This window comes from Bifidobacterium saguinibicoloris (assembly GCF_019331725.1).
GTDB classification, from domain to species: Bacteria; Actinomycetota; Actinomycetes; order Actinomycetales; family Bifidobacteriaceae; genus Bifidobacterium; species Bifidobacterium saguinibicoloris.
In genome coordinates, this window is record NZ_JAHBBF010000001.1 from 52,371 (window position 1) to 74,155 (window position 21,785).

The window sequence follows — 21,785 nt, forward strand, 5'->3', positions numbered from 1 at the left end:
CCGTTACCTATAACCTGCTAGGAGCATTATGTCAGGTCATTCCAAGTGGGCGACCACCAAGCACAAGAAGGCCGCCATCGACGCCAAGCGCGGCAAGCTCTTCGCCAAGCTCATCAAGAACATCGAGATCGCGGCCCGCATGGGCGGCGGTGACCCCGACGGCAACCCGTCGCTGTACGACGCCATCTACAAGGCCAAGAAGGCCTCGATGCCGGCCGACAACATCAAGCGCGCCGTCAAGCGCGGCTCCGGTGAGGAAGCCGGCGGCGCCAATTATGAAGACATCGTCTACGAGGGCTACGCCCCCGCCGGCGTGGGCCTCATCATCGAGTGCCTGACCGACAACCGCAACCGTGCCGCCGCCGACGTGCGTTCCACGCTGACCAAGGGCAACGGCTCCCTCGCCACCACCGGTTCCGTGTCCTTCAACTTCGAGCGCAAGGGCCAGATCGAGGTTCCGTCCGAGGGCGTGGACTACGACAAGCTGTTCGAGGTCGCCGCCGAGGCCGGTGCCGAGGACGTCCAGGACAACGGCGACGTGTACGCCGTCATGACCGACCCGTCCGACGTGCACACCGTGCGTCAGGCTTTGGTCGACGCCGGGTTCGAATACGATTCCGCCGATCTGGTCATGGCTCCGAAGAACGAGGTCGAGCTCACCCTCGAGGACGCCCGCAAGGTCTCCAAGCTCATCGACAACCTCGATGACCTGGACGACGTCCAGAACATCTACTCCAACTGGACCGCCTCCGACGAGGTCATGGCCCAGCTCGACGAGGAGTAAATCCCCGTGATCATCCTAGGCGTCGACCCCGGGCTCACGCGCTGCGGGGTCGGCGTGATCGAAGCCGGCGTCCACCGCCGGCTTTCGTTTATCCACGTGGACGTCGTGCGCTCCTCTCCGGATGTCTCGCAGGATCTGCGACTGCTCGCCATCTACAACGGGCTCGTCGCGAAGATCGAGACGTACGCGCCGGACGCCGTATCCATCGAACGCGTGTTCGCCCAATCCAACCGCAACACCGTCCTCGGCACCGCGCAGGCCGCGGGGCTCGCCATGCTCGCCGCGGCGCAACGCAACATCCCCGTCGCACTGCACACGCCCACCGAGGCGAAACTCGCCATCACCGGCAACGGACAGGCGCAGAAGATCCAGGTCGAACGCATGGTGACGCGCATCCTGAACCTCAACCGGATGCCCACCCCGGCTGACGCCGCCGACGCGCTGGCGTTGGCCATCTGCCATGCCTTGAGACCCGCCGGCGCCCTGCAGGGCGGCGAACGCGAGGAGCATCTCACCGCGGCGCAGCGCCAGTGGGCGGAGGCCTCCAAGAAAGCCACGAAGCGTCGCTTCAACGCCGACCGCGGCATGTGACCGCCTGGCGATGGTGTACACTGTCGAACAGTTGTTCGAAGGAGTTTGCCGTGATCGGTTCGTTGAAAGGTGTCGTCGGTGCCGTGGACGCCGCGGCCGCGTTGATCGAGGTCGGGGGAGTCGGGTACGAGGTCCGCATGCCGTCCGCGGACCTGTCGCGTCTGCATGGCGGGTCGGAAGCGCATGTCTACACGTATCTCAATGTCTCGCAGGACGCCATCACCCTGTACGGTTTCCTCGAGCCTGCCGCGAAACGCACGTTCCTGCAGTTGCTCAAGGTCTCCGGCATCGGTCCGAAGGTGGCGTTGTCCCTGCTGTCCACCCTGAACCCGTCGCAGCTTGCCAAAGCCGTATCGGACAACGACGCCGCCGCACTTGCGAAGGCGCCGGGACTCGGCAGGAAAGGCGCGCAGAAGATCATCCTCGAGCTGAAGGGCTCCATTGATTTGGAATCCTTGGAGGAGTCTGGTGCCGCCGTCACCACAGCTCAGCCTGAAGATAAAGGGGCGTTGCAGGTGGTCGAGGGACTCATGTCGTTGGGATGGCGTCAGCAGGACGCCGAACAGGCCGTGCATGCCGCATGCGAGGCGAACGGCATCGCCACGCCGGTATCCGCCGAGAATGTGCCGATTGTGCTGAAACTGGCCCTGGCGTCGCTGGACCGCGGCGTCTGATGCCGGATATGAGGACGAATACCCACCATGGAACGGAGGTGAACGGATGAACGAACCCTACATCAGCGGCACCGTCGAGACGGGCAATGAGAACATCGGCGCCAATGAGGAGTCGTTGCGCATGGTCTCCTCGCAGCCGGTCGGCAACGAGCCGGTGAGCGATGAGGAGCTGCGTCCCCATGTGCTCGACGGGTTCATAGGGCAGCCGAGGCTCAAGGCGCAGCTGCAGCTGTTCCTGGACGCCGCGCGCAAACGCGAGGTCCCCCCGGACCACATCCTGCTCGCAGGACCTCCGGGCCTCGGCAAGACCACGTTGGCGATGATCGTCGCCAACGAGCTGGGCGTGCCGATTCGCATCACCTCGGGTCCGGCCATCCAGCATGCCGGCGACCTCGCCTCGATTCTCAGCTCCCTGGACGCAGGGGAGGTGCTGTTCGTCGACGAGGTGCATCGTCTACCGCGTGCCGCCGAAGAGCTCTTGTACATCGCCATGGAGGATTTCCGTGTGGATGTGATGGTGGGCAAGGGGCCTGGCGCCTCCTCCATTCCGCTCACTTTGCCGCGATTCACCATGATCGGCGCCACCACCCGTGAGGGCATGCTGCCGTCCCCGCTGCGGGCGAGGTTCGGCTTCACCGCGCACCTCGACTTCTATCCGGTCGAAGAGCTCGAGAAGCTCGTGGAACGATCCTCGGGCGTGCTCGGCGTGGCCCTCGATGAAGGGGCCGCCCACCAGCTCGCGCTCCGCTCCCGTGGTACGCCCCGCATTGCGAACCGTCTGCTGCGTCGTGTGCGGGACTGGGCCATCGTCCATGACCTCGAGCATGTCGGACCGCAGGACGTGAAGGACGCGCTGGCGTTGTACCAGATCGACGCGGAAGGCCTCGACCGGCTCGACATCGCGGTGCTCAATGCGATCGTGAGGAACTTCAACGGCGGTCCGGTGGGTCTCAACACTCTCGCCGCGATGGTCGGCGAGGAATCGGAAACCGTGGAGACCGTGTGCGAACCGTATCTCGTGCGCGAGGGGTTCCTCATCCGCACGCCGAAGGGACGTGTGGCCACGGACAAGGCGTGGCGCCATCTCGGCATACGGCCTGAGCCGGATGATGTCAGCAAGCTTTTCTAAACTTACTGTTTTGGACTACTAGTCGAATCCGATCGGAAGGAATCCCCAGCTTATGGATATCGTGTTTATCGCCTTGCTCGTCGTCGTCATGGGCGGCATGATGTGGTGGCAGTCGAAGAAGTCCAAGGAACAGCAGAAGAAGGTCAAGGACTTCCGCGCCAACCTGAAGCCGGGCACTGAGGTGATCACCATCGGGCAGATCATCGGCAAGGTCGTCTCCGTCGACGAGCAGTATGAGGAGATCGTCATCGATTCCGAGGGCAGCCTGCTGCGTTTCGGCTTCAACGGCATCTCCCGCGAATACGTGCGTCCCGCCTACGTCTCCGATGACGAGGTGGACGAGAACGGCAACCCGCTGCCCAAGGACGAGGACGCCGACAAGGATCAGGCGCAGGTTCCGGTCGAAACCGCGGTCACGGCTGCGGCCGCCGGCACGGCCATCGCCGAGACGGACGCCGAGTAACAATCCATACGAACACCGTGCGGGGAATGATCGCGGGTCTCGTTCCGAGCCGCTCGCCCGCACGGTGACACCAATCGGGCGTCGGTCGCGGCCGCGCCTCAAATACGTACACGTATAAACCAGTCGAACCGACAGGCGGTACAAGATGACACAGTCCGATATCACCATCGAAGACCTCGGCAAGGTCGGTCAGGCAGACGCCGAGTACTTGGTCTCGCTGATCAGAACGATTCCGGGATTCCCCAAGGAGGGAATCAAGTTCCGTGACTTCATGCCCGTGCTCGCCGACGCCAAGGCGTTGGGTATCCTCATGAAGGCGTTGGAGAAGACGTTGCCGGTGCCCGTCGACTCCTTCGACGTGGTCGCCGGTCTGGAGGCCCGGGGCTTCCTCTTCGGCCCCGCACTCGCCGCGCACCTCGGCAAGGGTTTCATCGCCATTCGCAAGGCCGGCAAGTTGCCGCCCGAAACCATCGGAGAGGAATACGACCTCGAATACGGCACCGAAAAAGTGGAGATCGAATCCGACTGCGTGCAGGGCGGCAAGCGTGTGCTCATCGTCGACGATCTCATCGCCACGGGAGGCACGGCCAAGGCCGGTGCGGACCTCATCGAGAAGGCCGGCGGCAAGGTCGTCGGATTCAGCTTCGTCATGGGCCTCACCGGACTGGACGGTCTCGCCAAGCTCGGCGACGTCCCCACCAGCACGCTCATCTCCATGCCTGCCTGAGCCGAACCGGCCAGACACACATCGGTACAACAATCCAACACAACGGATAAAAGCTATGGACCTTTACGAATACCAGGCACGAGAGCTTCTCGAGGAGCAGGGCATCCCCACCCCGAAGGCCATCTACGCGCAGAACTCCCATGAAGTGGCCGAAGCGGCCGAACAGCTCGGATACCCGTGCGTCGTCAAGGCGCAGGTCAAGATCGGGCACCGCGGTCAGGCCGGCGGCGTGAAGCTCGCCAAGACCCGCGACGAGGCCATCCTCGCCTCCGAGGCCATCCTGCCGATGACCATCCACAAGCATAAGGTCAACGGCGTGCTCGTGGCCGAAGGCAAGAACATCCTTCACGAGTACTACGTCTCCATCTCCGTGGACCGCACGTCCCGTGACTACGATGTGCTCGCCACCGCCAACGGCGGTACCGAGGTCGAAGAGATCGCCAAGGAGCATCCCGAATCGGTGAAGCGTCTGCACATCGAGGCCCTCGATGACTTCGATCTCGAGGCGGCGACCAAGATGGCGGAAAGCATCGGGTTTTACCATGCTGACGTCGATCAGGCCGCCCAGATTCTGCTCAAGATGTGGAAGTGCTTCAAGGAGAACGACGCCACGCTCGTCGAGATCAATCCGCTCGCCAAGATCGGCGATCCGGACGACGAATCCTCGAAGAGCCTGTGCGCGCTCGACGCGAAGATCTCCCTCGATGACAACGCCGCGTTCCGCCATGACGGCTGGAAGCGTTTCGCCGATCCACTGGCCAATGACGAATTCGAACGGCGCGCCAAGGACCATGGCCTGCACTACGTCCATCTCAAGGGCCAGGTCGGTGTCATCGGCAACGGTGCCGGCCTCGTCATGAGCTCCCTCGATGCAGTGTCCGGAGCCGGCGAGGAACAGGGCACCGGCGTCAAGCCCGCCAACTTCCTCGACATCGGCGGCGGTGCTTCGGCCGAGGTCATGGCCGCCAGCCTCGAAATCGTGCTGTCCGACCCGCAGGTCGAATCGGTGTTCATCAACGTGTATGGCGGCATCACCTCCTGCGAGCAGGTCGCCAAGGGCATCCTCGAAGCGGTCGAAACGCTGGGCGGCACCAAGCCGATCGTCGTGCGCTTCGACGGCAACGCGGCGGCCGAGGGTCTCGCCATCCTCGCCGAATCGAACACCCCGAACGTCCACGTCGCCGAAACCATGGAAGAGGCGGCGAGCGAAGCAGCACGCATCGCTGCGGACGCCCAGAAGACCAAGGAGACCAACTGATGGTGCTGTTCATCGAAGACGACGCCCCCGTTATCGTACAGGGCATGACCGGCCATCAGGGCATGACCCACACGGCGCGCATGCTCAAAGCCGGCACCAACATCGTCGGCGGCGTCAATGCCCGCAAGGCCGGCCTTGAGGTCACCTTCCCCAAGGCGAGGAACGGCGAGGACACCACGGTCCATGTGTATGGCTCCTGCGCCGAGGCGCGTCAGGCGACCGGTGCGGAAGCGTCCGTCGTGTTCGTCCCGCCGCGGTTCGCCAAGGATGCGGTGGTCGAGGCGATCGAAGCCGGCATCAAGCTCATCGTCGTCATCACCGAAGGCATCCCGGTCGCCGATTCCGCCTACTTCGTGGAACTCGCGCTGCGTCATGGGGTACGCATCGTCGGGCCGAACTGTCCGGGCCTCATGACCCTCGCCTCGTCCGAGAAGACGCACGGTGTCAATCTCGGCATCATCCCCGACGGCATCGTGGGACGTGGCCCGCTCGGTCTCGTCTCCAAGTCGGGCACGCTCACCTACCAGCTGATGGGGGAGCTCTCCGACATCGGTTTCACCGCGTGCCTCGGCGCGGGTGGGGATCCGATCGTCGGCACGACGCTGCTCGAGGCGCTGCAGGCGTTCGAAGAGGATCCGAACACGAAGGCCGTCATGATGATCGGCGAGATTGGCGGCAACGCCGAACAGGACGCCGCCCAGTGGGCCGCCGAACATATGACCAAGCCCGTCGTCGCCTACATCGCCGGTTTCACCGCCCCCGAAGGCAAGCAGATGGGTCATGCCGGCGCCATCGTCTCCGGTGGCAAAGGCACCGCGAAGGACAAGAAGGAAGCCCTCGAAGCCGTCGGCATCCGTGTCGGACGCACTCCCGGTCAGGCGGCCGACATCATGCGTGAGGTGCTCGCAGGTCTCGGCCAGTGAACCCAGTGAACTCAGGACGACTTCTCTCCCTATTCCGCGGCGTCTTGGCGGCATTGGCCGCCATGGCGCTGTACGCGATTTCGCTGGGCTGCTTCATCGCGTTGATGCTTCTCGTGGTCTCCATGGAGGAAGGCGGGGAGAACCTGTCCGCCTCCAGTATGTCGTTGACCGAAGCGGTGGTGCTGCTCAGCCAAGGAGTCGGATTCACCGCAGGGTCGGTGGTAATCGGCGTCATGCCGTTGCTGCTCACCCTGCTGTTGGTGGCTCTGATTGCGCAATGCGCCTCTAAAGCCGGTGTCGGGCTGTTGCCATGGCTGTCCGGTCTGGCGACATGGGTGGCGTGCAACCTGCTGTGGGCGGGGGGCACCACCGTGGAGCTTCATGATCCCCAACCGGCGGTGGCCGCCAAGACCGCGATCATATGGACACTCGGATACCTGTTCGCCGTGATGATGCGCTCACCGTTGCCGAAGCGCGTCATCACGGCGTTGGCTGGCCATATGCCCGCCACGGTGCGTCATACGCTTCGTCTGACGGGCTTCGTCACGGCGGTGCTCGCATCCGCGTTGGTGCTGACCGGCTTCGTGACCTCCGTCGTATGGATCGTGCGCGGATGGCATGGCATGACCACGCTGTTCACGATGACGGGTATGGAGAACGGATCGCGTATCCTCACCTCCATCGCCGCCTGCGTGTGGCTGCCGAACCTCATGGGATGGGCGGTCTCGTGGATTATGGGTGCAGGATTCCACATCGGTGATCTTGGGGTGTTCACGATGTGGGGAGGCCAGTCTGCGGGACTTCCTCCGTTGCCTGTCTTCGGGCTTCTGCCCGATGCCGTGCCGGATGAACGCGTGCGAATCGTATTGCAATGCCTCATCCCCGTGACTGCGGCCGTCGTCGCACTCGTGTTCATGGCGGTGCCAGGGCCCTTGCGCCTTCGTATCGCCAAGCCCGACGATATCGAAGGCACCCGTACGGTCGTACGAATCATGATCTGTCATGCGTGTGCGCTCTGCGCGGCGCTCATCCTGCTCGCCGCCGGATCCTGCGCCTGGTACGCGCTGTCCGACGGCTCGCTGGGGGAGCACCGGCTCAAGGATGTGGGCGTCGACGTCATGGTCTCCACACAGACCACGGGGCGATCGCTCGCCTTCGGATTCGCGGGGGCATGGTTTGTCGCCGCCGTGGTGTTGGCAGCCGTCTACGGGATACACTGGATTGTCGGACGGCAGCGTCTAAGCCGCGACGCATCATCGGTCAGCACCGGCGTCGCCGGTGGCACTGCGGCCGACGACGGGCCTTCGGACCGCCCGCGCCGCCCCCGAACCATCCGGTCCGACACTGATTTGTCCAAGTCCGAACAACCAGCACAGGAGGAAATCGATGACAGCAACGAATCGTCCGATTAACAGGGCGTTGGTCTCCGTCTTCCACAAGGAAGGCATCGAAGTGCTCGCACAGGCGTTCGTCAAGGCCGGCACCGAGGTCGTGTCCACCGGCTCGACGGCGAAGCGTCTGGCGGAGCTCGGCGTCCCCGTCATCGAGGTGAGCGAGGTCACCGGTTTCCCGGAATGCCTTGACGGCCGTGTCAAGACGCTCGACCCGCACATCCACGCCGGCATCCTCGCCGACATGACCAACCCCGACCATGCCGCCCAGCTCGAGAAGTTCGGCATCAAGCCGTTCGATTTGGTCGTCGTCAACCTCTACCCGTTCGCCGACACCGTGCGTTCCGGCGCCGACGAGGCCGCGACGATCGAGAAGATTGACATCGGCGGCCCGTCCATGGTCCGTGGTGCCGCGAAGAACAGCGCCACCGTCGCCATCGTCACCGATCCGGCCGATTACGCGCTGGTCGCGGAACGCGTCGAGAACGGCGAGGGCTTCACCCTCGAGGAGCGCCGTTGGCTCGCCGGCAAGGCGTTCGCCCACACCGCCGCCTACGACGCGACGATCAACGAGTGGACCTCCAAGCATTGGCCGAAGCCGGCCACCATCGCCGAAACCGAGCATGACGACGAGGATCATCCGGTCAACGACGCGAAGTTCCCGGCCGCGTTCACCCGCACCTGGGACCGTGCGCACACGCTGCGCTACGGCGAGAACTCCCACCAGCAGGCCGCTCTGTACCTCGACCCGCTCGACCAGACCGGCTTCGCCCACGCCGAACAGCTCGGCGGCAAGCCGATGAGCTACAACAACTACGTCGATGCGGACGCCGCATGGCGTGCCGTGTGGGACATGGCCCCCGCCATCGCCGTGGCCGTCGTCAAGCACAACAACCCCTGCGGTCTCGCCATCGGCGCGACCGCGGCCGAGGCCCATAAGAAGGCCCATGCCTGCGATCCGGTGAGCGCGTACGGCGGCGTCATCGCCTGCAACAGCACGGTCACCTTGGAGATGGCGGAAAGCGTGCGTCCGATCTTCACCGAGGTCATCGTCGCCCCGGCCTATGAGCCCGAAGCGCTCGAACTGCTCAAGACCAAGAAGAAGAACCTGCGCATCCTCAAGGTCGCCGAACCGCCGAAGGGCCACACGCAGTTCCGTCAGATCGACGGAGGCCTGCTCGTGCAGGACATGGACCTCATCAACGCCGTCGGCGACGATCCGGACTCCTGGAAGCTCGTCTCCGGCGAACCGGCCGATGCCGAAACGCTGAAGGACCTCGTGTTCGCATGGCGTGCCATCCGCTGCGTCAAGTCCAACGCCATCCTGCTCGCGCACGATCAGGCGACCGTCGGCATCGGCATGGGCCAGGTCAACCGTGTGGACTCCTGCCATCTCGCCGTCGAACGCGCCAACACGCTGGCGGACGGCGCGGACCGCGCCACAGGCTCCGTCGCCGCGTCCGACGCGTTCTTCCCGTTCGCCGACGGCGCCGAGACGCTGATGAACGCCGGCGTCAAGGCCATCGTGCAGCCCGGCGGCTCCATCCGCGACGAGGAGGTCATCGAAGCGGCCAAGAAGGCCGGCGTGACGATGTACCTGACCGGCACCCGCCACTTCTTCCACTGATCGTCCGAAGGCTCCCGCAGCAGTCATGAAGAATCATCCCTATGTCTCCGAGGACCATGAAGGCAAGCCGTGGTTCGAATGGTGCGTCGCCCTCGCGGTGGTCGTGTCGGGCGTGCTTGCCGTCCTCGGATACACGAAGGCCGCCACGGTGTTGATCTCCGTGACGGCCATCATCACCGGGCTGCTTCGGCTTGTCCTGCGCGAACGCAGCCCGTGGAAGGTGCGCTCAGTGGCGTTCGACTCCTTCATCGGCATCAGCCTTGGGATCGGACTCCTCGCCACCTACTTCAGCGTCTACCTGATCGTCTGAACCGTCCTGCGGTTCCGCGTCAGAGGCGGACTCGGACGCAACGGCCGTCGGCTCCCCAGCGGGGTCGGCGGCCTCATCGTATTCATGCAGCGTCTTCGGGTCATCACCCTTGGTCTTCGGAGCGGCGATTATCTGCTGCAGCACCATGGCCAGCGAGACGAGCCCGGCGGCCAGCACCGGGCAGATCCAGAACACCCACAGCTGGGACACCGGTTCGGTGTCGAGACCCTGGGCGTACACGGCGACGGCGATGCCGGTCGCGCGCGCGGGGTTGAGCGCGGCGCCGGTCACCGGGAACGTGATGGCCGCGCCAGCCGCGTACGCGATGCCGGTGACGGCGGCGTAGCGCTTCGTGCCGTAGGAGGCCATGGCGGCGCCGACGATGACCAGGGAGGCGACGACCTCGACGACGATGGCCTGGTTGATGGAGAACGACAGGCCATACTGACTGAGCGTGGAGTAGGCGATGGAACCCTTGTCGAAGCCGTTCACCGTGGCGACCAGCCACTGCGAGAGCGTCACGTTCTCCGAAGTGGGCAGCAGGAACCGGACGAGCAGGCCGGCGAGCGTGGCGCCGACCACCTGGGCGACGATGTAGAGAACGCCGTCCACGAGCTTCGTACGGCCCACGATCATCGCGGCGACGGTGACGGCCGGGTTGAACTGTCCTCCGGAGACCTTGCCGAGGGCGTAGGTCACGGCGGCGTAGACGAGACCGGTCGCCAGAACCGCATACGCCAGATTCAGCGTGTAGATGACGTTGCCGAACGAGGCGACGGTGTAGACGGCGAAGCAAATGAGGAAGGCGCCGACCAGTTCGGCGCCCACGCGAAGGGGCCACGGCTGCTGCTGCGCCGTGGCGGTGTCCTGAGATGTCATGTCAATCCTTCTGATCATGCGGATGATCCCCGGCGGGCCGCAACCCGCCGGACGACTGCCAGTCTAGCAGTCGGACCACCGGGTAAGGTATCATGAAAAGGTTGGAAATACCCTAGGCCACGTTGGGAGAACGATGCCAAACGCATATTCCCGCGCCAGAAAGGCGCAAGACACCGCTCAGGAAGGCATTCGCCTGCAGAAGCTGCTCGCCCAGGCTGGATTCGGGTCCCGCCGCAAATGCGAGCTCATGATCACCGAAGGACGCGTCGAAGTCGACGGTGCGCTCGTCACCGAACTCGGCACCCGCGTCGATCCCAAGCACCACGAAATCCGTGTGGACGGTTCGCGCGTGCGCATCAACGACAATCACATCACCCTTGCGCTCAACAAGCCCAAGAAGGTCCTGTCCGCCATGGAGGACCCGAAGGGCCGCTACACCCTGCGCGACATCGTGGGGGACAAGTACGAGCGCATCTTCCACATGGGCCGTCTCGACTACGATTCGGAGGGCCTCATCCTCATGACGAACGATGGCGAGCTCAGCCAGCACGTCATGCACCCCAAGTACGAGGTGGAGAAGACCTACATCGCCACGTTGGAAGGCCGCATCTCCGGCACGGTGTGCCGTCGTCTGGTCACCACCGGCGTGCAGCTCGACGACGGTTGGATCAAGCTCGACCGCTGCGCCATCATCGACGCGAACCATGACACCACCATCGTCAAGGTCGTGCTCCACTCCGGCAAGAACCGCATCGTACGCCGTATCTTCGGCGCCATCGGCTTCCCCGTCAAGCGTCTTGTCCGCACCCAGATCGGTCCAATCAAGCTCGGCGACCTGAAGTCCGGCTCCTACCGCGTGCTCAGCCAGACCGAGGTGCGTTCCCTGTCCAAGGAGGTCGGCCTGTGATTCGTGTCGCCATCGACGGGCCCGCCGGCGTCGGCAAATCCTCGACGTCGAAGGCGCTGGCCAAATTCTACGGTTTCGCCTATCTGGACACGGGCGCCATGTACCGGGCCTGCACGTGGTGGTGCCTGCATCAGGGCATCGACCTCGACGTGGATCAGGTCGATGAGCGTCTCGTCACGGAGACCGTGGGCGAGTTCTTCACCGGTGACCATTTCGATATCGGCGTCGACCCGGACAATCCGTTCGTGACCGCGGACGGCGAGGACATCTCCCAGGAGATTCGCTCCTCCGAGGTCTCGTCGCACGTGTCGAAGGTCTCGAACGTCATCCCCGTACGCAACGTGCTCATCGCAGCGCAGCGCGCCTACATCGCGCGGGAGGAGTCGGCCGACTCCTTCTCCGGTGGGCTCGGCGTCGTCGCGGAGGGCCGTGACATCACCACCGTCGTCGCCCCCGACGCGGAAGTGCGCGTCCTGCTCACCGCACGTGAGGAGGTGCGTCAGGCGAGGCGTACCGGACAGGCCGTATCCGGCGTGGGCGCGGAGGACGTCGCCGCACGCGACCGTCAGGACTCCAAGGTCACGAACTTCACCACCGCGGCGGACGGCGTGACCACCGTCGACAACTCCGACATGGATTTCGCGCAGACGCTCGACGTGCTGGTCGGTCTGGTCGACGACGCCATCGAGGAACAGGAGTACGAGCGGTACGCCGCCAACCTCGAAGGATACGAACTGGCCGAGGGCGACGAGGCGCTGATCGAGGACCGTGGAGGAGACCTGTCCCGCTCCGGTCCCGCGGCGCGTCCGGTCGGCGTGCTCGCCATCGTGGGCCGTCCGAACGTGGGCAAGTCGTCGCTCGTCAACCGCATCCTCGGCAAGCGCGTCGCCGTCGTCGAGGACACGCCGGGCGTCACGCGCGACCGCGTCAGCTACGACGCGGAATGGGCCGGCACCGACTTCAAGCTCGTCGACACGGGCGGCTGGGAGGTCGACGTCGAGGGCATCGACTCCGCCATCGCGTCGCAGGCCGAAGTCGCCGTGAACCTCGCCGACGCGGTCGTGCTCGTCGTCGACGGACAGGTGGGTCTGACGGATACGGACGAGCGCATCGTCAGGATGCTGCGCGCCTCCGGCAAACCGGTCACCCTCGCCGTCAACAAGATCGACGACCGCGAAAGCGAATACCTCGCGGCCGAATTCTGGAAGCTCGGACTCGGCGAGCCGTACGCCATCTCCGCCATGCACGGCAGGGGAGTGGGCGACCTGCTCGACCAGGCGATCGACTCGCTGCGGAAGGCGGAGAAGACCTCCGGATTCCTCACGCCTTCCGGCCTGCGCCGTGTGGCGCTCGTGGGCCGTCCGAACGTGGGCAAGTCGTCCCTGCTCAACCAGCTGGCGCGCGAGCAGCGCGCCGTCGTCAACGATCTGGCCGGCACCACGCGCGACCCCGTCGACGAGGTCATCGACATCGACGGCGAGGATTGGCTGTTCATCGACACGGCCGGCATCAAGCGCCGCCAGCACAAGCTGCAGGGCGCGGAATACTATTCGTCGCTGCGCACGCAGGCGGCCATCGAACGTTCCGAGCTCGCGCTCGTCCTGTTCGACGCGTCCGTGCCGATCTCCGATCAGGACCTCAAGGTCATGAGCTCCGCCGTGGACGCGGGCCGCGCCATCGTGCTCGTGTTCAACAAGTGGGATGCGATGGACGAGTTCGACAAGCAGCGTCTCGAACGCCTGTGGGTCACCGAGTTAGATCGTGTCACCTGGGCTCAGCGCGTCAACCTGTCCGCCAAGACGGGCTGGCACACCAACCGTCTGGCCAAAGCCATGCGCGAGGCGCTGGAATCCTGGGACAAGCGCATTCCGACCGGCAAGCTCAACGCGTTCCTGGGACAACTGCAGTCCGCCCACCCGCATCCGTTGCGAGGCGGCAAGCAGCCGCGCATCCTGTTCGCCACGCAGGCGTCGACGCGTCCGCCGAGGTTCGTGATCTTCGCGACCGGCTTCCTCGAGCACGGCTACCGCCGCTACATCGAACGTTCGCTGCGTGAGGAGTTCGGCTTCGAGGGGTCGCCGATTCAGATTTCGGTGAACATCCGCGAGAAGAAGAAACGCAAGTAGCGTCGTCGTCGGGCGTTTCGCATCGACGCCGTCGCCGACGCGATGTGGGCGGTACCGTTGACGACGGTACCGCCCACATCGTCTGTATGCCCGTCTCGTACACGGAAAGGCCGTGCCGTACGTTCCTGCATTGGCGGAGAGAGGATGGACGATGCCGATGGATGACTTCCTACACGTCGGTGACGTCGTCGACAGTCGTGTGCGTCCGCTGGTGCTCATCGATTTCGACGGGGTGATCAACCAGTTTCCGGACGAGAAGGTACGTCGCCGTCGGAATTCGACGGATTGGATGCGGCCGGAAGACCCGCGTATCGCCTTGTACTCGCCGGAAAGCTGGTTCACGCCGGACCGCAAGGAGACCGTATTCATACGATTCCAGGGACGCTTTCGCATCCTGTGGTCGAGCGAGCTGGTGGATCGGCTCAGGACGTTGGACGCCGACATCCTGTGGCTGAGCACGTGGCAGCCGTACACGGACCTGCTGAACCTGCATCTCGGCGTCGACTGGGAGACGATTCGTTGGTACGATCCGGTCACCGGGGAGGGGCGGCGTACGGGCAAGCGGCGGGCGGTGCTGAACCATCTGCGGTATGGTCGTCCGATCGTGTGGATCGACGACGAGGAGACCACGTATGATGCAGGACTCGCCATCGCCGGCAACGATCCGCAGGCGCCCGTGCTCGCGGTGGGGCCCGAATCACATGTCGGCATCAGCCGCGCCCAGATGGACCGGATCGAACGGTTCATCGCCGCACCTCCCGAAGAGCCGGTTCTGCGATTCGACGTATGCGTGAACGACCACGAGGAGCACTGGGGATTCTGATGGGCTCCCGATCGACTGGGGTTGCGACGACTGGGCTGGTCGTGCAGGATGTACGGACGCACGCACCATGTCGAACATGCTGTATACCCATCATGAGGGTCTGCGCAGCCTGCTTCAGGCATGTCTCACAGTAGAGGTCTGAACCCTGCACGTGCCCGGTGTCACTGCGAGATTCGCTGCGCTTCCATGCTGATGAGCCTGTCGACTACGGCTATGTCGCGCGTGATTTATGCTTAGGCTGGAGATGTACAGAGAGAGGGCAAGTGAGGGATGAAACCGATTCGGACTGTGGATGATGTTGCTACCTGGCGCGATGCGGCAATGGGCCGGAACGATTCTGACCGAATCGATGTCAAGGAAGAGAATGGCCCGAAGCAGCCTTATTTCGGTTTCTGGAATGGTGAGGACTGGGCATCCAATTTCCATCCGGCACCGTTCATCGTCGATTGGAAGGATGACGATGGGTTAGTGAAGAAGCTGCGATTCGAGTGCAGTGAACAATGGTTCATGTTCCGCAAGGCATGGCGTTTTCACGACCATTACGCCACGGGCCTGGTGCTTCAGTCTGGACTGAAACCGCACCAATACAAGGTAATCGGCCGTAGCGTACGGAACTTCGATGAGACCGTCTGGAACAAGGAATCACGCGGTTACATGTTCGAGGCCTTGGTGTTCAAGTTCTCGCAGAACCCCGATCTTGCGAACCAGCTGTTGGAGACCGGGAACCGAGTGCTTGTCGAGTGCTCACCATTCGACACCATATGGGGTATCGGTCTCGGCAAGCAGACGAAAGACGGTCAGACCGACGACAGGTAGAAAGACTCCGACAACTGGCGTGGAAAGAACCAGCTTGGTTTCCTGCTTATGGATGTGCGCGAAATGTTGCGGACCAACTTCACCACACCATTCGAGTTCAGATACGGACCTTTCATCGACCTGATTCCGCAATTGGACAGGCCAGCGAGCGAACTGTACAAGTGGGTATACCCCTCATCCCATGAGGAAGGTGTGACCTCCATGGGTTGGTGCGCCTACGGTCCCGCGGGCGACCAGTGGTGGGATTGCATCTATGCCGACCCAGCATGGGCGGACTATGATCAGGTGCTGGAGGAGTCCGGCATTGACCCGTGGAAGACGTTGCTATCGGGTGACTACTCCAAACTCAACGCCGAACAGGTACAGGCGCTGATGACATGGTTGACACAACGCGAGCGGTTTGGCGAAGGTACGGTGTGCGAATCGTTGGATAAAGGCTGGCTCCTCGAGCTGTTGAAACGTCTTCGTGACATCGGCCGGAAAGTGGGTGGAATCCAGAAGAGTCACGAATCATCTGGACCATACGTATGACACAGCGCGGCGTCTACCGTCACAACATACGACGTATGACGCCGTTCTTCACGGCATCCTTGAAATGGCCGATATAGGCGCCGCGCAGCACGTACGCCTCATCGTCGGAACCATCATCGTATCGTTCGAGTTCTTCCTGCATGACGGTGCCGATTACTTCGGCGAATTCGGTGAACGTCATGGCTTGATCGAGGTCGACGCCGATTGTGGCATATCCACGGACTAAATCCGGATCGACTCCCGCGTCGAACAGTTTGCTGGCGACACTCATCAAGACGCTCCTTACAGGTTGAACAGGGTCGTGGCCGGCGGAATACCGCATAGTCATTCCCAATCCTGGTCGGTGAATGGGGCATCGCATAGTACGATCAACGTTCCGGTATGTCGGATGTCGAGAACGAGAATGGTTCCGCTCTCTTGGGGAAAGGACTGGAACAGGGAACTGCTTGCTGGCTGTGCCTTGGTCTAGTCCGTCAGGGGAATTCCGCCGTTGACCACGCACCACAGGCCATAACCCATGATCGTTTCAGCGAGCATCTCCATACGTGCCCGGAGCATTTCGCCTGATGGGGTTGCACGGAATCCGGCGTCCATCCTGTCACGAACCATGACCATGTCATAGCGATGAATCAGAACGTGCGTGAGGTTCCATAAGGCTCCCGGGGTGTCGAAGATCCCGTCCACATCGTCGGTGCCGATGATCAGCACGCTTCTGTCCCCGGTCGGATGAATCGGGGTCTGACGTGTGATGATGGGCTCGGCGCCGAAGTCAAACAGGAGGGAGACCCGACGCCGGACGGCATCGTCCAACGCATCGGCGAGTAGGGACAATCCATCACGCTCATCCGAATCGAACGCTTCGCCGATTCGCGGCCGAACCAGTGACAGCGCCGCTGCCGGATCGGCGATCATACCTGTCTCTTCGCATGAGATCCACGGTGGTCCGGACGTCTTGGCGATATCGTGAAGGGTGATCATCGTTCGGTCGATCTGCTTTGCGGTGAACGCGATGACGCGAGCGTCTCCACCGAGGACGCCGGTTCCGTCGCCTTCATCGGTCTGATGTTCGGTCGCAGCGATGCCGGTCGGAATGGCCACCTGCCATCGTGGCCTGTCGGCGTTGCTCATGGTTTCCTCCTATTCCCACGCCTTATACGTTAATCCAGAACCACCGCGGGGAGCCGTGTGGCTGGTGAGGCTATGTGGTGCAATCGTCTACTTCAGATAGTCGTCGCTGTTGAAGTAGCCGGCGATGTCGTTGGTGTCGGCGATGAGCTGCGGCGCGATGGCGAGCGTGTGGTGCGCATCCTCCGTGCCGCAATACACTATGTCATGTTCCAGCAGCCTGTCGTCGAAGAACATGCGCACGCCGTTCAGGAACAGCGGACCGATCGTGCCGACATCATAGCCCGTGCGCTCCTTGACCAGTTCCGGAGCGGCCAGATGAATCTGATGTAATCCCAGTGTGCGACCGAGCTGCCGCCATCTCAGATGTCCCGTGGCGGAAGCGACGACGGCGAACACGCCTTCCTTGGCTTCTACGATATAGGTGGCCGCCGCCTTGGCGATGTCGAACACTTTCGCGCCCGATTCCAAATCGACGATGGCGATCTCATGTTCGATGATCCGGGCTTGATCGGGATGTTCCTCGGCGAATCGTCTGATCTGCTCATAACTGGCCATGACATGTGCCTCCGGTCAATGAGGGCCGCTGGTTTGTTGATGCTTTCCCATTATCCATCGTTTCATGCGCACGTTGTCGTGGCCGAGTCCCAGAACAGAAATGCGTCACCCGTTCTATGGTTGACAGCGCAGGTACGCCGCTCGAGTCGTTTCATGCTTTTCGCCATCTCGTCGGGCGTGATCTGCCAGCCCAATGCGGCCAAGCCGGCGGCGCTCAGGCCGATGCGGTCCGCGTAGCGGGGGATGAGCCCCCGGTCGGCCGCGGTGGCGGTGCTTTCGCCGGCCAACACCATGAGACGGCAGTACATGGCGATGTCCCAGCACAGGTACGAGTATTGGGGCATGCTCCACGCCCACGCCTGCGGGCTCTTCCACAGTTGCCGCCACAGGGCGAGCTCGCGTTTGCGGAACGAGCGCATCGCCTTCTCGTCCGGACCGTCCGGCCCGTTGACGCGGTAACGCTCCAACGGGAACGCGGGCGGCTGGCCGTCGTATCCGCCGTTCGGCAGCGACGCCAAGGTGAAGCCCGCGCGCTCCGACATTCTCGAATGCGGGTCCTTCGCCGGGCCCGAGCGAAGCCTCGCGCCTCCGCTGACCATGGTCTCACCTCGCTTTGCCTGGGGCCTTTCGCCCGGCTCACGTAATGACGGCCCCTTCGGGGATGGGAGGGGCCGCCTCGGGACGGCGTTCCCGCATGGCGGGCGGCCCGGAAGAAGGCGGCTAATTGCTGAACAACCGGATCTCGGGATATACGCCATGGATCGAACGGCCGTCAAGCACCGGGGTTTTCTGTTCGAGGAACTCCCGGAAATCAGTAGATCCGGAGAACAGCACGGGATATGCCCCGTCCTCCAGGACGGTCGGGTCCACTATCGACCATGGAGGCAGATACTGGATGAACAACTTGCGTCCCCGGTACTCGAAGAACTCGTCGCCATACCGTTCCAGGACATCCTCCATGAACTCGTCCCATGAGAGCGGGGTCCGGAAGTAGGAGATCTCGTCTACCGTGTGCGATGGCTCCATAATGCCCTGACCCTTTCCACCATGCGTTTCTCCTGCGGAGTGAGGTTCATGCGAGGTTCGTTCTTCGGATTGTACTCGTTATGGAAATACCCGTCATACACATGCACCATCTGTCCGCCATGGAAATGGTCGAGGCTGATCTGCTTCAATCGTTTGCCCCCGTCATCGAAGTAGGTGATGTTCTTGAGCTTGCCCGTATCGCTGACCGCAACGTAGACGCGGCCTCTGGTGCGGGTCTCCATCGGCGCGCGGTTCCTGCCCACCACGTCCGTCACGAACTTGATGTTGCCTGACTTGAGAACGGTTTTGAACTCCGTCCCGTATTCATGCCCGTTGTTGCTCACGCCGCTGGAGGCGCCGCGACCGCCCATATCGTCACCTCTTGTAGGTTCTCACTGGCTGCTGGCCCCGGGCGCGCCCCATGAAGCTCTGGATATCGCGTTCGTTGCGGCGTTGGGCGCGCTTGTACGCGGCCGAGGTGATCTCGCGGGTCGTGGCCTCGCTATGGTAGGTGATCTGATTACTGCCGGCGAGGTCCACGCCGTGGCAGATCGCATAGTCGAGGGCTTCGCCCAATGCGCCGGCCTGATCGTTCTGGATTGCGAGGATCTGGAGCTGATTGTCCTCGTTGGTCCACTAGAGCTGTTTACTGACGCGTGTAGCGCACTGGACGGTAAACCACACGCCTTCCTTCGGAGTGATCGGCTGCTCGTAGCCGCTCTTCTTCGCGCCTTCGGCCACGACCTCGGCGCGCGCCTTGCCGGTGAACACGTTGTACTTGTCATCCATGAACCCGAGCTTGTCCGCCGGGCTCAACGTGGCGATCGTGCTGGTGTCGTGCGCCTTGCCCACCACCGCGAGGCTCACGGACGTGGGCAGCGTCACCTGATTGGTCTGCAAAACCATATGTTTCCTTAACTCTAGGGTTGATGCTTACTTGCCGCCGAACAGCTGCTTGAGCAGTCCGACGTTCGGATTCGCCGCAGCGTCCGGCGTGCCCGCCGGATCCGCGACCTTCGCCGCTGACGGTTTGGTCTGCGCGGCCATGCAGGTCTTGATGGCCTGGGCGTGCGCGTTGATCTCCTCGACGGTCTCGCCGCGCAGCAGATCGACCGACACGCCGGTCTTCTTCGCGGCTTCGTCGCGCCATGTGAGTTGCTGCTGGGCGGTCTTCAGGTCGTTGAGTTCCTTCTCAGCACGGGCGGCACGGGCCTCCAGCTTCTGAGTCTCCGACAGCTGTGATTCCTTCAGCGCGGCCAGCTCGTCCGCGGCGCTTTTGTTCGCCTCGGCTTTGCCCCGCCATGCCTTCGCCCGTTCGAGCTCCGCCTCGTAGCGCGTCTTCCAATCGATGTCTTCCGGCGGTGAACCCGACTGCTCGTCTTCGGTGTTCGGGGCGTTGTTGTCTTCGGCCATGCGGCCTCCTTCCGCCCGAATCCGGGCATAAGAAAAGCCATCACGGGAAACCGTGATGGCTAAATACAATTCTGTTTAGTGGAAAGCGACCACTCCACGAGAAATCTTTGTTTCATATTTTTGCGTCAGGAAACCATCGCTATAACGAACAAGGTAATCCAACGTACTAGGACTCGGATCTAATTCGTAGATGTAACGAGATACCTGATAAAGAAGCCGGCGACGTCTCCAGTCATAAAAACGATTGCACAAGTCTTCCAGCGCATATAGGGGATGCCGCAAACGGTGAGATGCCTTTATCGGATCAACCCCAACAAAGGGAGGCAATTCAAGCTGCAAGCAAGAAGTCCCGGCGCGGAAAAACCGTCTCCATCTCCTGACTGCATGGGGGAATCTGAATCGCATCCAGCATCTGCGAAGAGGCTTCGCACCAATACGCAGACCAGTTGGGTACACTACCTTATGGTCGTCATCTAGCGACGCAGCCATTGCCTGCACAATACACATGGAACCATGCGTTGATTCCATAATTCTATTGACGCGTTGAATCCATTTATTCAGCCTCTCCGTTGGAGAGACAAGCAAGCCAAGGAAGAAGCAGCCAAGCGCAATGGACAATTCATGCAAGAAGTCGTTTTCACTATTATTGCTAGCTGCACCAATAGCTATAAGCGCAACAGACAACACGGCCATCAACCACGACCATGAAATACCTCGAATACAGCGACGATAGAGATCAGTATCCAAGCCAAGCCTGTCACCAAGATCCCTAATTAAATCGCCTGTATATTCAGAAGAATGGTTCGCAACGTTCCCTGATGAAACTGAGTTGAGGCTATTCCCCTCTGCGCCTTGCGAAGAATCGGAGTGAATCTCATCCATAGAGCCCATGATAGGCGAATGAGGGCCACGAGAACCTATTCCACGTCTACGCTAGCCCGCATATCGCGATAGCACATGTTGTCAAAGCTGGCGGGCATGAGCGGCGAGCTGTAGAGGCGTTCAACCTTGCCGGTCTTCTTGTTCACGTACCAGTCGCAGTCGTCGAGCATCGCGAAGTCGGGATCCGCGGGCACGTGATAGTACTCGGCATCCTCCCGGCCTTTCGCTGCGGTGGGGGTGCCGCCGTTGGCCTGTTCGACAATCTGCCTCGCTTGATGATAGCTGGTGACTTTATCGGCCATGTGCTTGTCCTCATTGACTCGGTGGCGTGGATTCGGCCCAATTGTCGTACTCGCTGGAGTGTTGCCGCCATACGGTGTCATCGCGGTGGGTTCGCTGGAGTTTCCACTCATTCCAGCTTCGCACGGTGTCGGGATCAGCTACCCAAGGTTTCGCATAGGCGGGCACGTCCTTGAAGCTCGGCTGACCACCCTCCAGCAGCGAGTCGGTGGGCTGCATGTCGTCCACGCGCAGGAACCTGAGTTCGCCATCCTTGATGGCGTCGGGATAGTAGTCGGGGATCTTGCCGTTGGAGTATCCGTACTGCTGGCGGTCGCCGGACTGTAGTCGTACATCCTTAGGGATTTCCAGCCGCTGGGCGTCTCGATGATCTCGGCGTTCCAGATGTGGGCGCCACCGTTCTTCCACGGGCATGCGACGAAGAAGCGTGTGCCGGGCAGGTCCTTCGAGAAGTTCGGTTTGCGCCCGTTGTCGAGTTTCTTCTTCACCTACATGTCCCATAGCGGATTCACCTCGTCGTGG

General features: G+C 62.4%; 29 protein-coding genes. 16 read left to right on the forward strand and 13 right to left on the reverse strand.

Annotation, left to right across the window (positions count from 1 at the left end; translation table 11 throughout):
- The first annotated feature begins 28 nt into the window (after positions 1-28).
- The 11 genes from KIH78_RS00265 to KIH78_RS00315 all read left to right on the forward strand — a co-directional run bounded on the left by KIH78_RS00265 (position 29) and on the right by KIH78_RS00315 (position 9,877).
- Positions 29-784 (forward strand): YebC/PmpR family DNA-binding transcriptional regulator, encoded by a 756-nt coding sequence (locus KIH78_RS00265; RefSeq protein WP_214313119.1) that lies wholly within the window; start codon positions 29-31, stop codon positions 782-784.
- A gap of 6 nt (positions 785-790) precedes the next feature.
- Positions 791-1,375 (forward strand): crossover junction endodeoxyribonuclease RuvC, encoded by a 585-nt coding sequence (gene ruvC / locus KIH78_RS00270; RefSeq protein ID WP_214313121.1) that lies wholly within the window; start codon positions 791-793, stop codon positions 1,373-1,375.
- 50 nt (positions 1,376-1,425) lie between these two features.
- A complete protein-coding gene (gene ruvA, locus KIH78_RS00275) occupies positions 1,426-2,049 on the forward strand; it encodes a Holliday junction branch migration protein RuvA (protein WP_214313123.1) in 624 nt (207 codons plus the stop codon).
- A gap of 46 nt (positions 2,050-2,095) precedes the next feature.
- Positions 2,096-3,178, forward strand: a complete 1,083-nt coding sequence (gene ruvB / locus KIH78_RS00280; RefSeq protein ID WP_214313151.1) for a Holliday junction branch migration DNA helicase RuvB — start codon at positions 2,096-2,098, stop codon at positions 3,176-3,178.
- A 52-nt stretch (positions 3,179-3,230) separates the two neighbouring features.
- A complete protein-coding gene (locus KIH78_RS00285; RefSeq protein ID WP_219130761.1) occupies positions 3,231-3,641 on the forward strand; it encodes a preprotein translocase subunit YajC in 411 nt (136 codons plus the stop codon).
- A gap of 145 nt (positions 3,642-3,786) precedes the next feature.
- Positions 3,787-4,368 (forward strand): adenine phosphoribosyltransferase, encoded by a 582-nt coding sequence (locus KIH78_RS00290; RefSeq protein WP_214313155.1) that lies wholly within the window; start codon positions 3,787-3,789, stop codon positions 4,366-4,368.
- Between the two features lie 55 nt (positions 4,369-4,423).
- The gene (gene sucC / locus KIH78_RS00295; protein WP_214313156.1) at positions 4,424-5,626 is read left to right on the forward strand and encodes an ADP-forming succinate--CoA ligase subunit beta; all 1,203 of its coding nucleotides are present in this window, start codon (positions 4,424-4,426) and stop codon (positions 5,624-5,626) included.
- Complete coding sequence (gene sucD / locus KIH78_RS00300; protein WP_214313158.1) at positions 5,626-6,549, forward strand: succinate--CoA ligase subunit alpha; 924 nt, start codon at positions 5,626-5,628, stop codon at positions 6,547-6,549. The genes sucC and sucD overlap by 1 nt, the downstream gene beginning before the upstream one ends.
- 62 nt (positions 6,550-6,611) lie before the next feature.
- Complete coding sequence (locus KIH78_RS00305) at positions 6,612-7,961, forward strand: cell division protein PerM (RefSeq protein WP_219130762.1); 1,350 nt, start codon at positions 6,612-6,614, stop codon at positions 7,959-7,961.
- A complete protein-coding gene (purH, locus tag KIH78_RS00310) occupies positions 7,936-9,567 on the forward strand; it encodes a bifunctional phosphoribosylaminoimidazolecarboxamide formyltransferase/IMP cyclohydrolase (protein ID WP_219130763.1) in 1,632 nt (543 codons plus the stop codon). Before KIH78_RS00305 ends, purH begins: the two co-directional genes overlap by 26 nt.
- A gap of 25 nt (positions 9,568-9,592) precedes the next feature.
- The gene (locus tag KIH78_RS00315) at positions 9,593-9,877 is read left to right on the forward strand and encodes a DUF3017 domain-containing protein (RefSeq protein ID WP_214313163.1); all 285 of its coding nucleotides are present in this window, start codon (positions 9,593-9,595) and stop codon (positions 9,875-9,877) included.
- Here KIH78_RS00315 and KIH78_RS00320 read toward each other — a convergent pair.
- Positions 9,794-10,756, reverse strand: a complete 963-nt coding sequence (locus tag KIH78_RS00320; RefSeq protein WP_219130764.1) for an MIP/aquaporin family protein — start codon at positions 10,754-10,756, stop codon at positions 9,794-9,796. The two genes, KIH78_RS00315 and KIH78_RS00320, sit on opposite strands and share 84 nt — an antisense overlap.
- A 133-nt stretch (positions 10,757-10,889) precedes the next feature.
- Here KIH78_RS00320 and KIH78_RS00325 point away from each other — a divergent pair, with 133 nt between their 5' ends.
- The 5 genes from KIH78_RS00325 (at position 10,890) to KIH78_RS00345 (ending at position 15,959) form a co-directional block, all read left to right on the forward strand.
- Entirely contained in the window at positions 10,890-11,663 is a 774-nt protein-coding gene (locus KIH78_RS00325) for a pseudouridine synthase (protein ID WP_219130765.1), read from the forward strand.
- Positions 11,660-13,789, forward strand: coding sequence for a bifunctional cytidylate kinase/GTPase Der (gene der / locus KIH78_RS00330; RefSeq protein ID WP_219130766.1), 2,130 nt, complete (start codon positions 11,660-11,662; stop codon positions 13,787-13,789). The genes KIH78_RS00325 and der overlap by 4 nt, the downstream gene beginning before the upstream one ends.
- Before the next feature lie 157 nt (positions 13,790-13,946).
- Positions 13,947-14,612: a hypothetical protein gene (locus KIH78_RS00335; RefSeq protein ID WP_219130767.1), complete on the forward strand. Its 666-nt coding sequence runs from the start codon at positions 13,947-13,949 to the stop codon at positions 14,610-14,612.
- Positions 14,613-14,900: 288 nt separating this feature from the next.
- Positions 14,901-15,428, forward strand: a complete 528-nt coding sequence (locus KIH78_RS00340) for an NADAR family protein (protein WP_219130768.1) — start codon at positions 14,901-14,903, stop codon at positions 15,426-15,428.
- 63 nt (positions 15,429-15,491) lie between these two features.
- Positions 15,492-15,959, forward strand: a complete 468-nt coding sequence (locus KIH78_RS00345) for a DUF6508 domain-containing protein (RefSeq protein ID WP_219130769.1) — start codon at positions 15,492-15,494, stop codon at positions 15,957-15,959.
- Between the two features lie 19 nt (positions 15,960-15,978).
- On the opposite strand, the gene KIH78_RS00350 is transcribed toward KIH78_RS00345, so the two are convergent.
- The 12 genes from KIH78_RS00350 to KIH78_RS00405 all read right to left on the reverse strand — a co-directional run bounded on the left by KIH78_RS00350 (position 15,979) and on the right by KIH78_RS00405 (position 21,764).
- Positions 15,979-16,230, reverse strand: coding sequence for a hypothetical protein (locus tag KIH78_RS00350; RefSeq protein WP_219130770.1), 252 nt, complete (start codon positions 16,228-16,230; stop codon positions 15,979-15,981).
- 194 nt (positions 16,231-16,424) lie between these two features.
- A complete protein-coding gene (locus tag KIH78_RS00355; RefSeq protein WP_219130771.1) occupies positions 16,425-17,087 on the reverse strand; it encodes a hypothetical protein in 663 nt (220 codons plus the stop codon).
- Between the two features lie 87 nt (positions 17,088-17,174).
- On the reverse strand, positions 17,175-17,642 hold the full coding sequence (locus KIH78_RS00360; protein WP_214313176.1) for an aminoacyl-tRNA deacylase: 468 nt from the start codon (positions 17,640-17,642) through the stop codon (positions 17,175-17,177).
- A 62-nt stretch (positions 17,643-17,704) separates the two neighbouring features.
- The gene (locus KIH78_RS00365) at positions 17,705-18,184 is read right to left on the reverse strand and encodes a hypothetical protein (protein WP_219130772.1); all 480 of its coding nucleotides are present in this window, start codon (positions 18,182-18,184) and stop codon (positions 17,705-17,707) included.
- A 178-nt stretch (positions 18,185-18,362) separates the two neighbouring features.
- The gene (locus KIH78_RS00370; RefSeq protein WP_219130773.1) at positions 18,363-18,668 is read right to left on the reverse strand and encodes a hypothetical protein; all 306 of its coding nucleotides are present in this window, start codon (positions 18,666-18,668) and stop codon (positions 18,363-18,365) included.
- Complete coding sequence (locus KIH78_RS00375; RefSeq protein WP_219130774.1) at positions 18,647-19,039, reverse strand: hypothetical protein; 393 nt, start codon at positions 19,037-19,039, stop codon at positions 18,647-18,649. Before KIH78_RS00375 ends, KIH78_RS00370 begins: the two co-directional genes overlap by 22 nt.
- A gap of 4 nt (positions 19,040-19,043) precedes the next feature.
- On the reverse strand, positions 19,044-19,244 hold the full coding sequence (locus KIH78_RS00380) for a hypothetical protein (RefSeq protein ID WP_219130775.1): 201 nt from the start codon (positions 19,242-19,244) through the stop codon (positions 19,044-19,046).
- A 60-nt stretch (positions 19,245-19,304) separates the two neighbouring features.
- Complete coding sequence (locus KIH78_RS00385; RefSeq protein WP_219130776.1) at positions 19,305-19,574, reverse strand: hypothetical protein; 270 nt, start codon at positions 19,572-19,574, stop codon at positions 19,305-19,307.
- 27 nt (positions 19,575-19,601) lie between these two features.
- The gene (locus KIH78_RS00390; protein ID WP_219130777.1) at positions 19,602-20,081 is read right to left on the reverse strand and encodes a hypothetical protein; all 480 of its coding nucleotides are present in this window, start codon (positions 20,079-20,081) and stop codon (positions 19,602-19,604) included.
- Between the two features lie 75 nt (positions 20,082-20,156).
- Complete coding sequence (locus tag KIH78_RS00395) at positions 20,157-20,963, reverse strand: hypothetical protein (protein ID WP_219130778.1); 807 nt, start codon at positions 20,961-20,963, stop codon at positions 20,157-20,159.
- Between the two features lie 35 nt (positions 20,964-20,998).
- Positions 20,999-21,265, reverse strand: coding sequence for a hypothetical protein (locus KIH78_RS00400; RefSeq protein WP_219130779.1), 267 nt, complete (start codon positions 21,263-21,265; stop codon positions 20,999-21,001).
- A 10-nt stretch (positions 21,266-21,275) separates the two neighbouring features.
- Positions 21,276-21,764, reverse strand: coding sequence for a hypothetical protein (locus KIH78_RS00405; protein ID WP_219130780.1), 489 nt, complete (start codon positions 21,762-21,764; stop codon positions 21,276-21,278).
- Between the last annotated feature and the right edge of the window lie 21 nt (positions 21,765-21,785).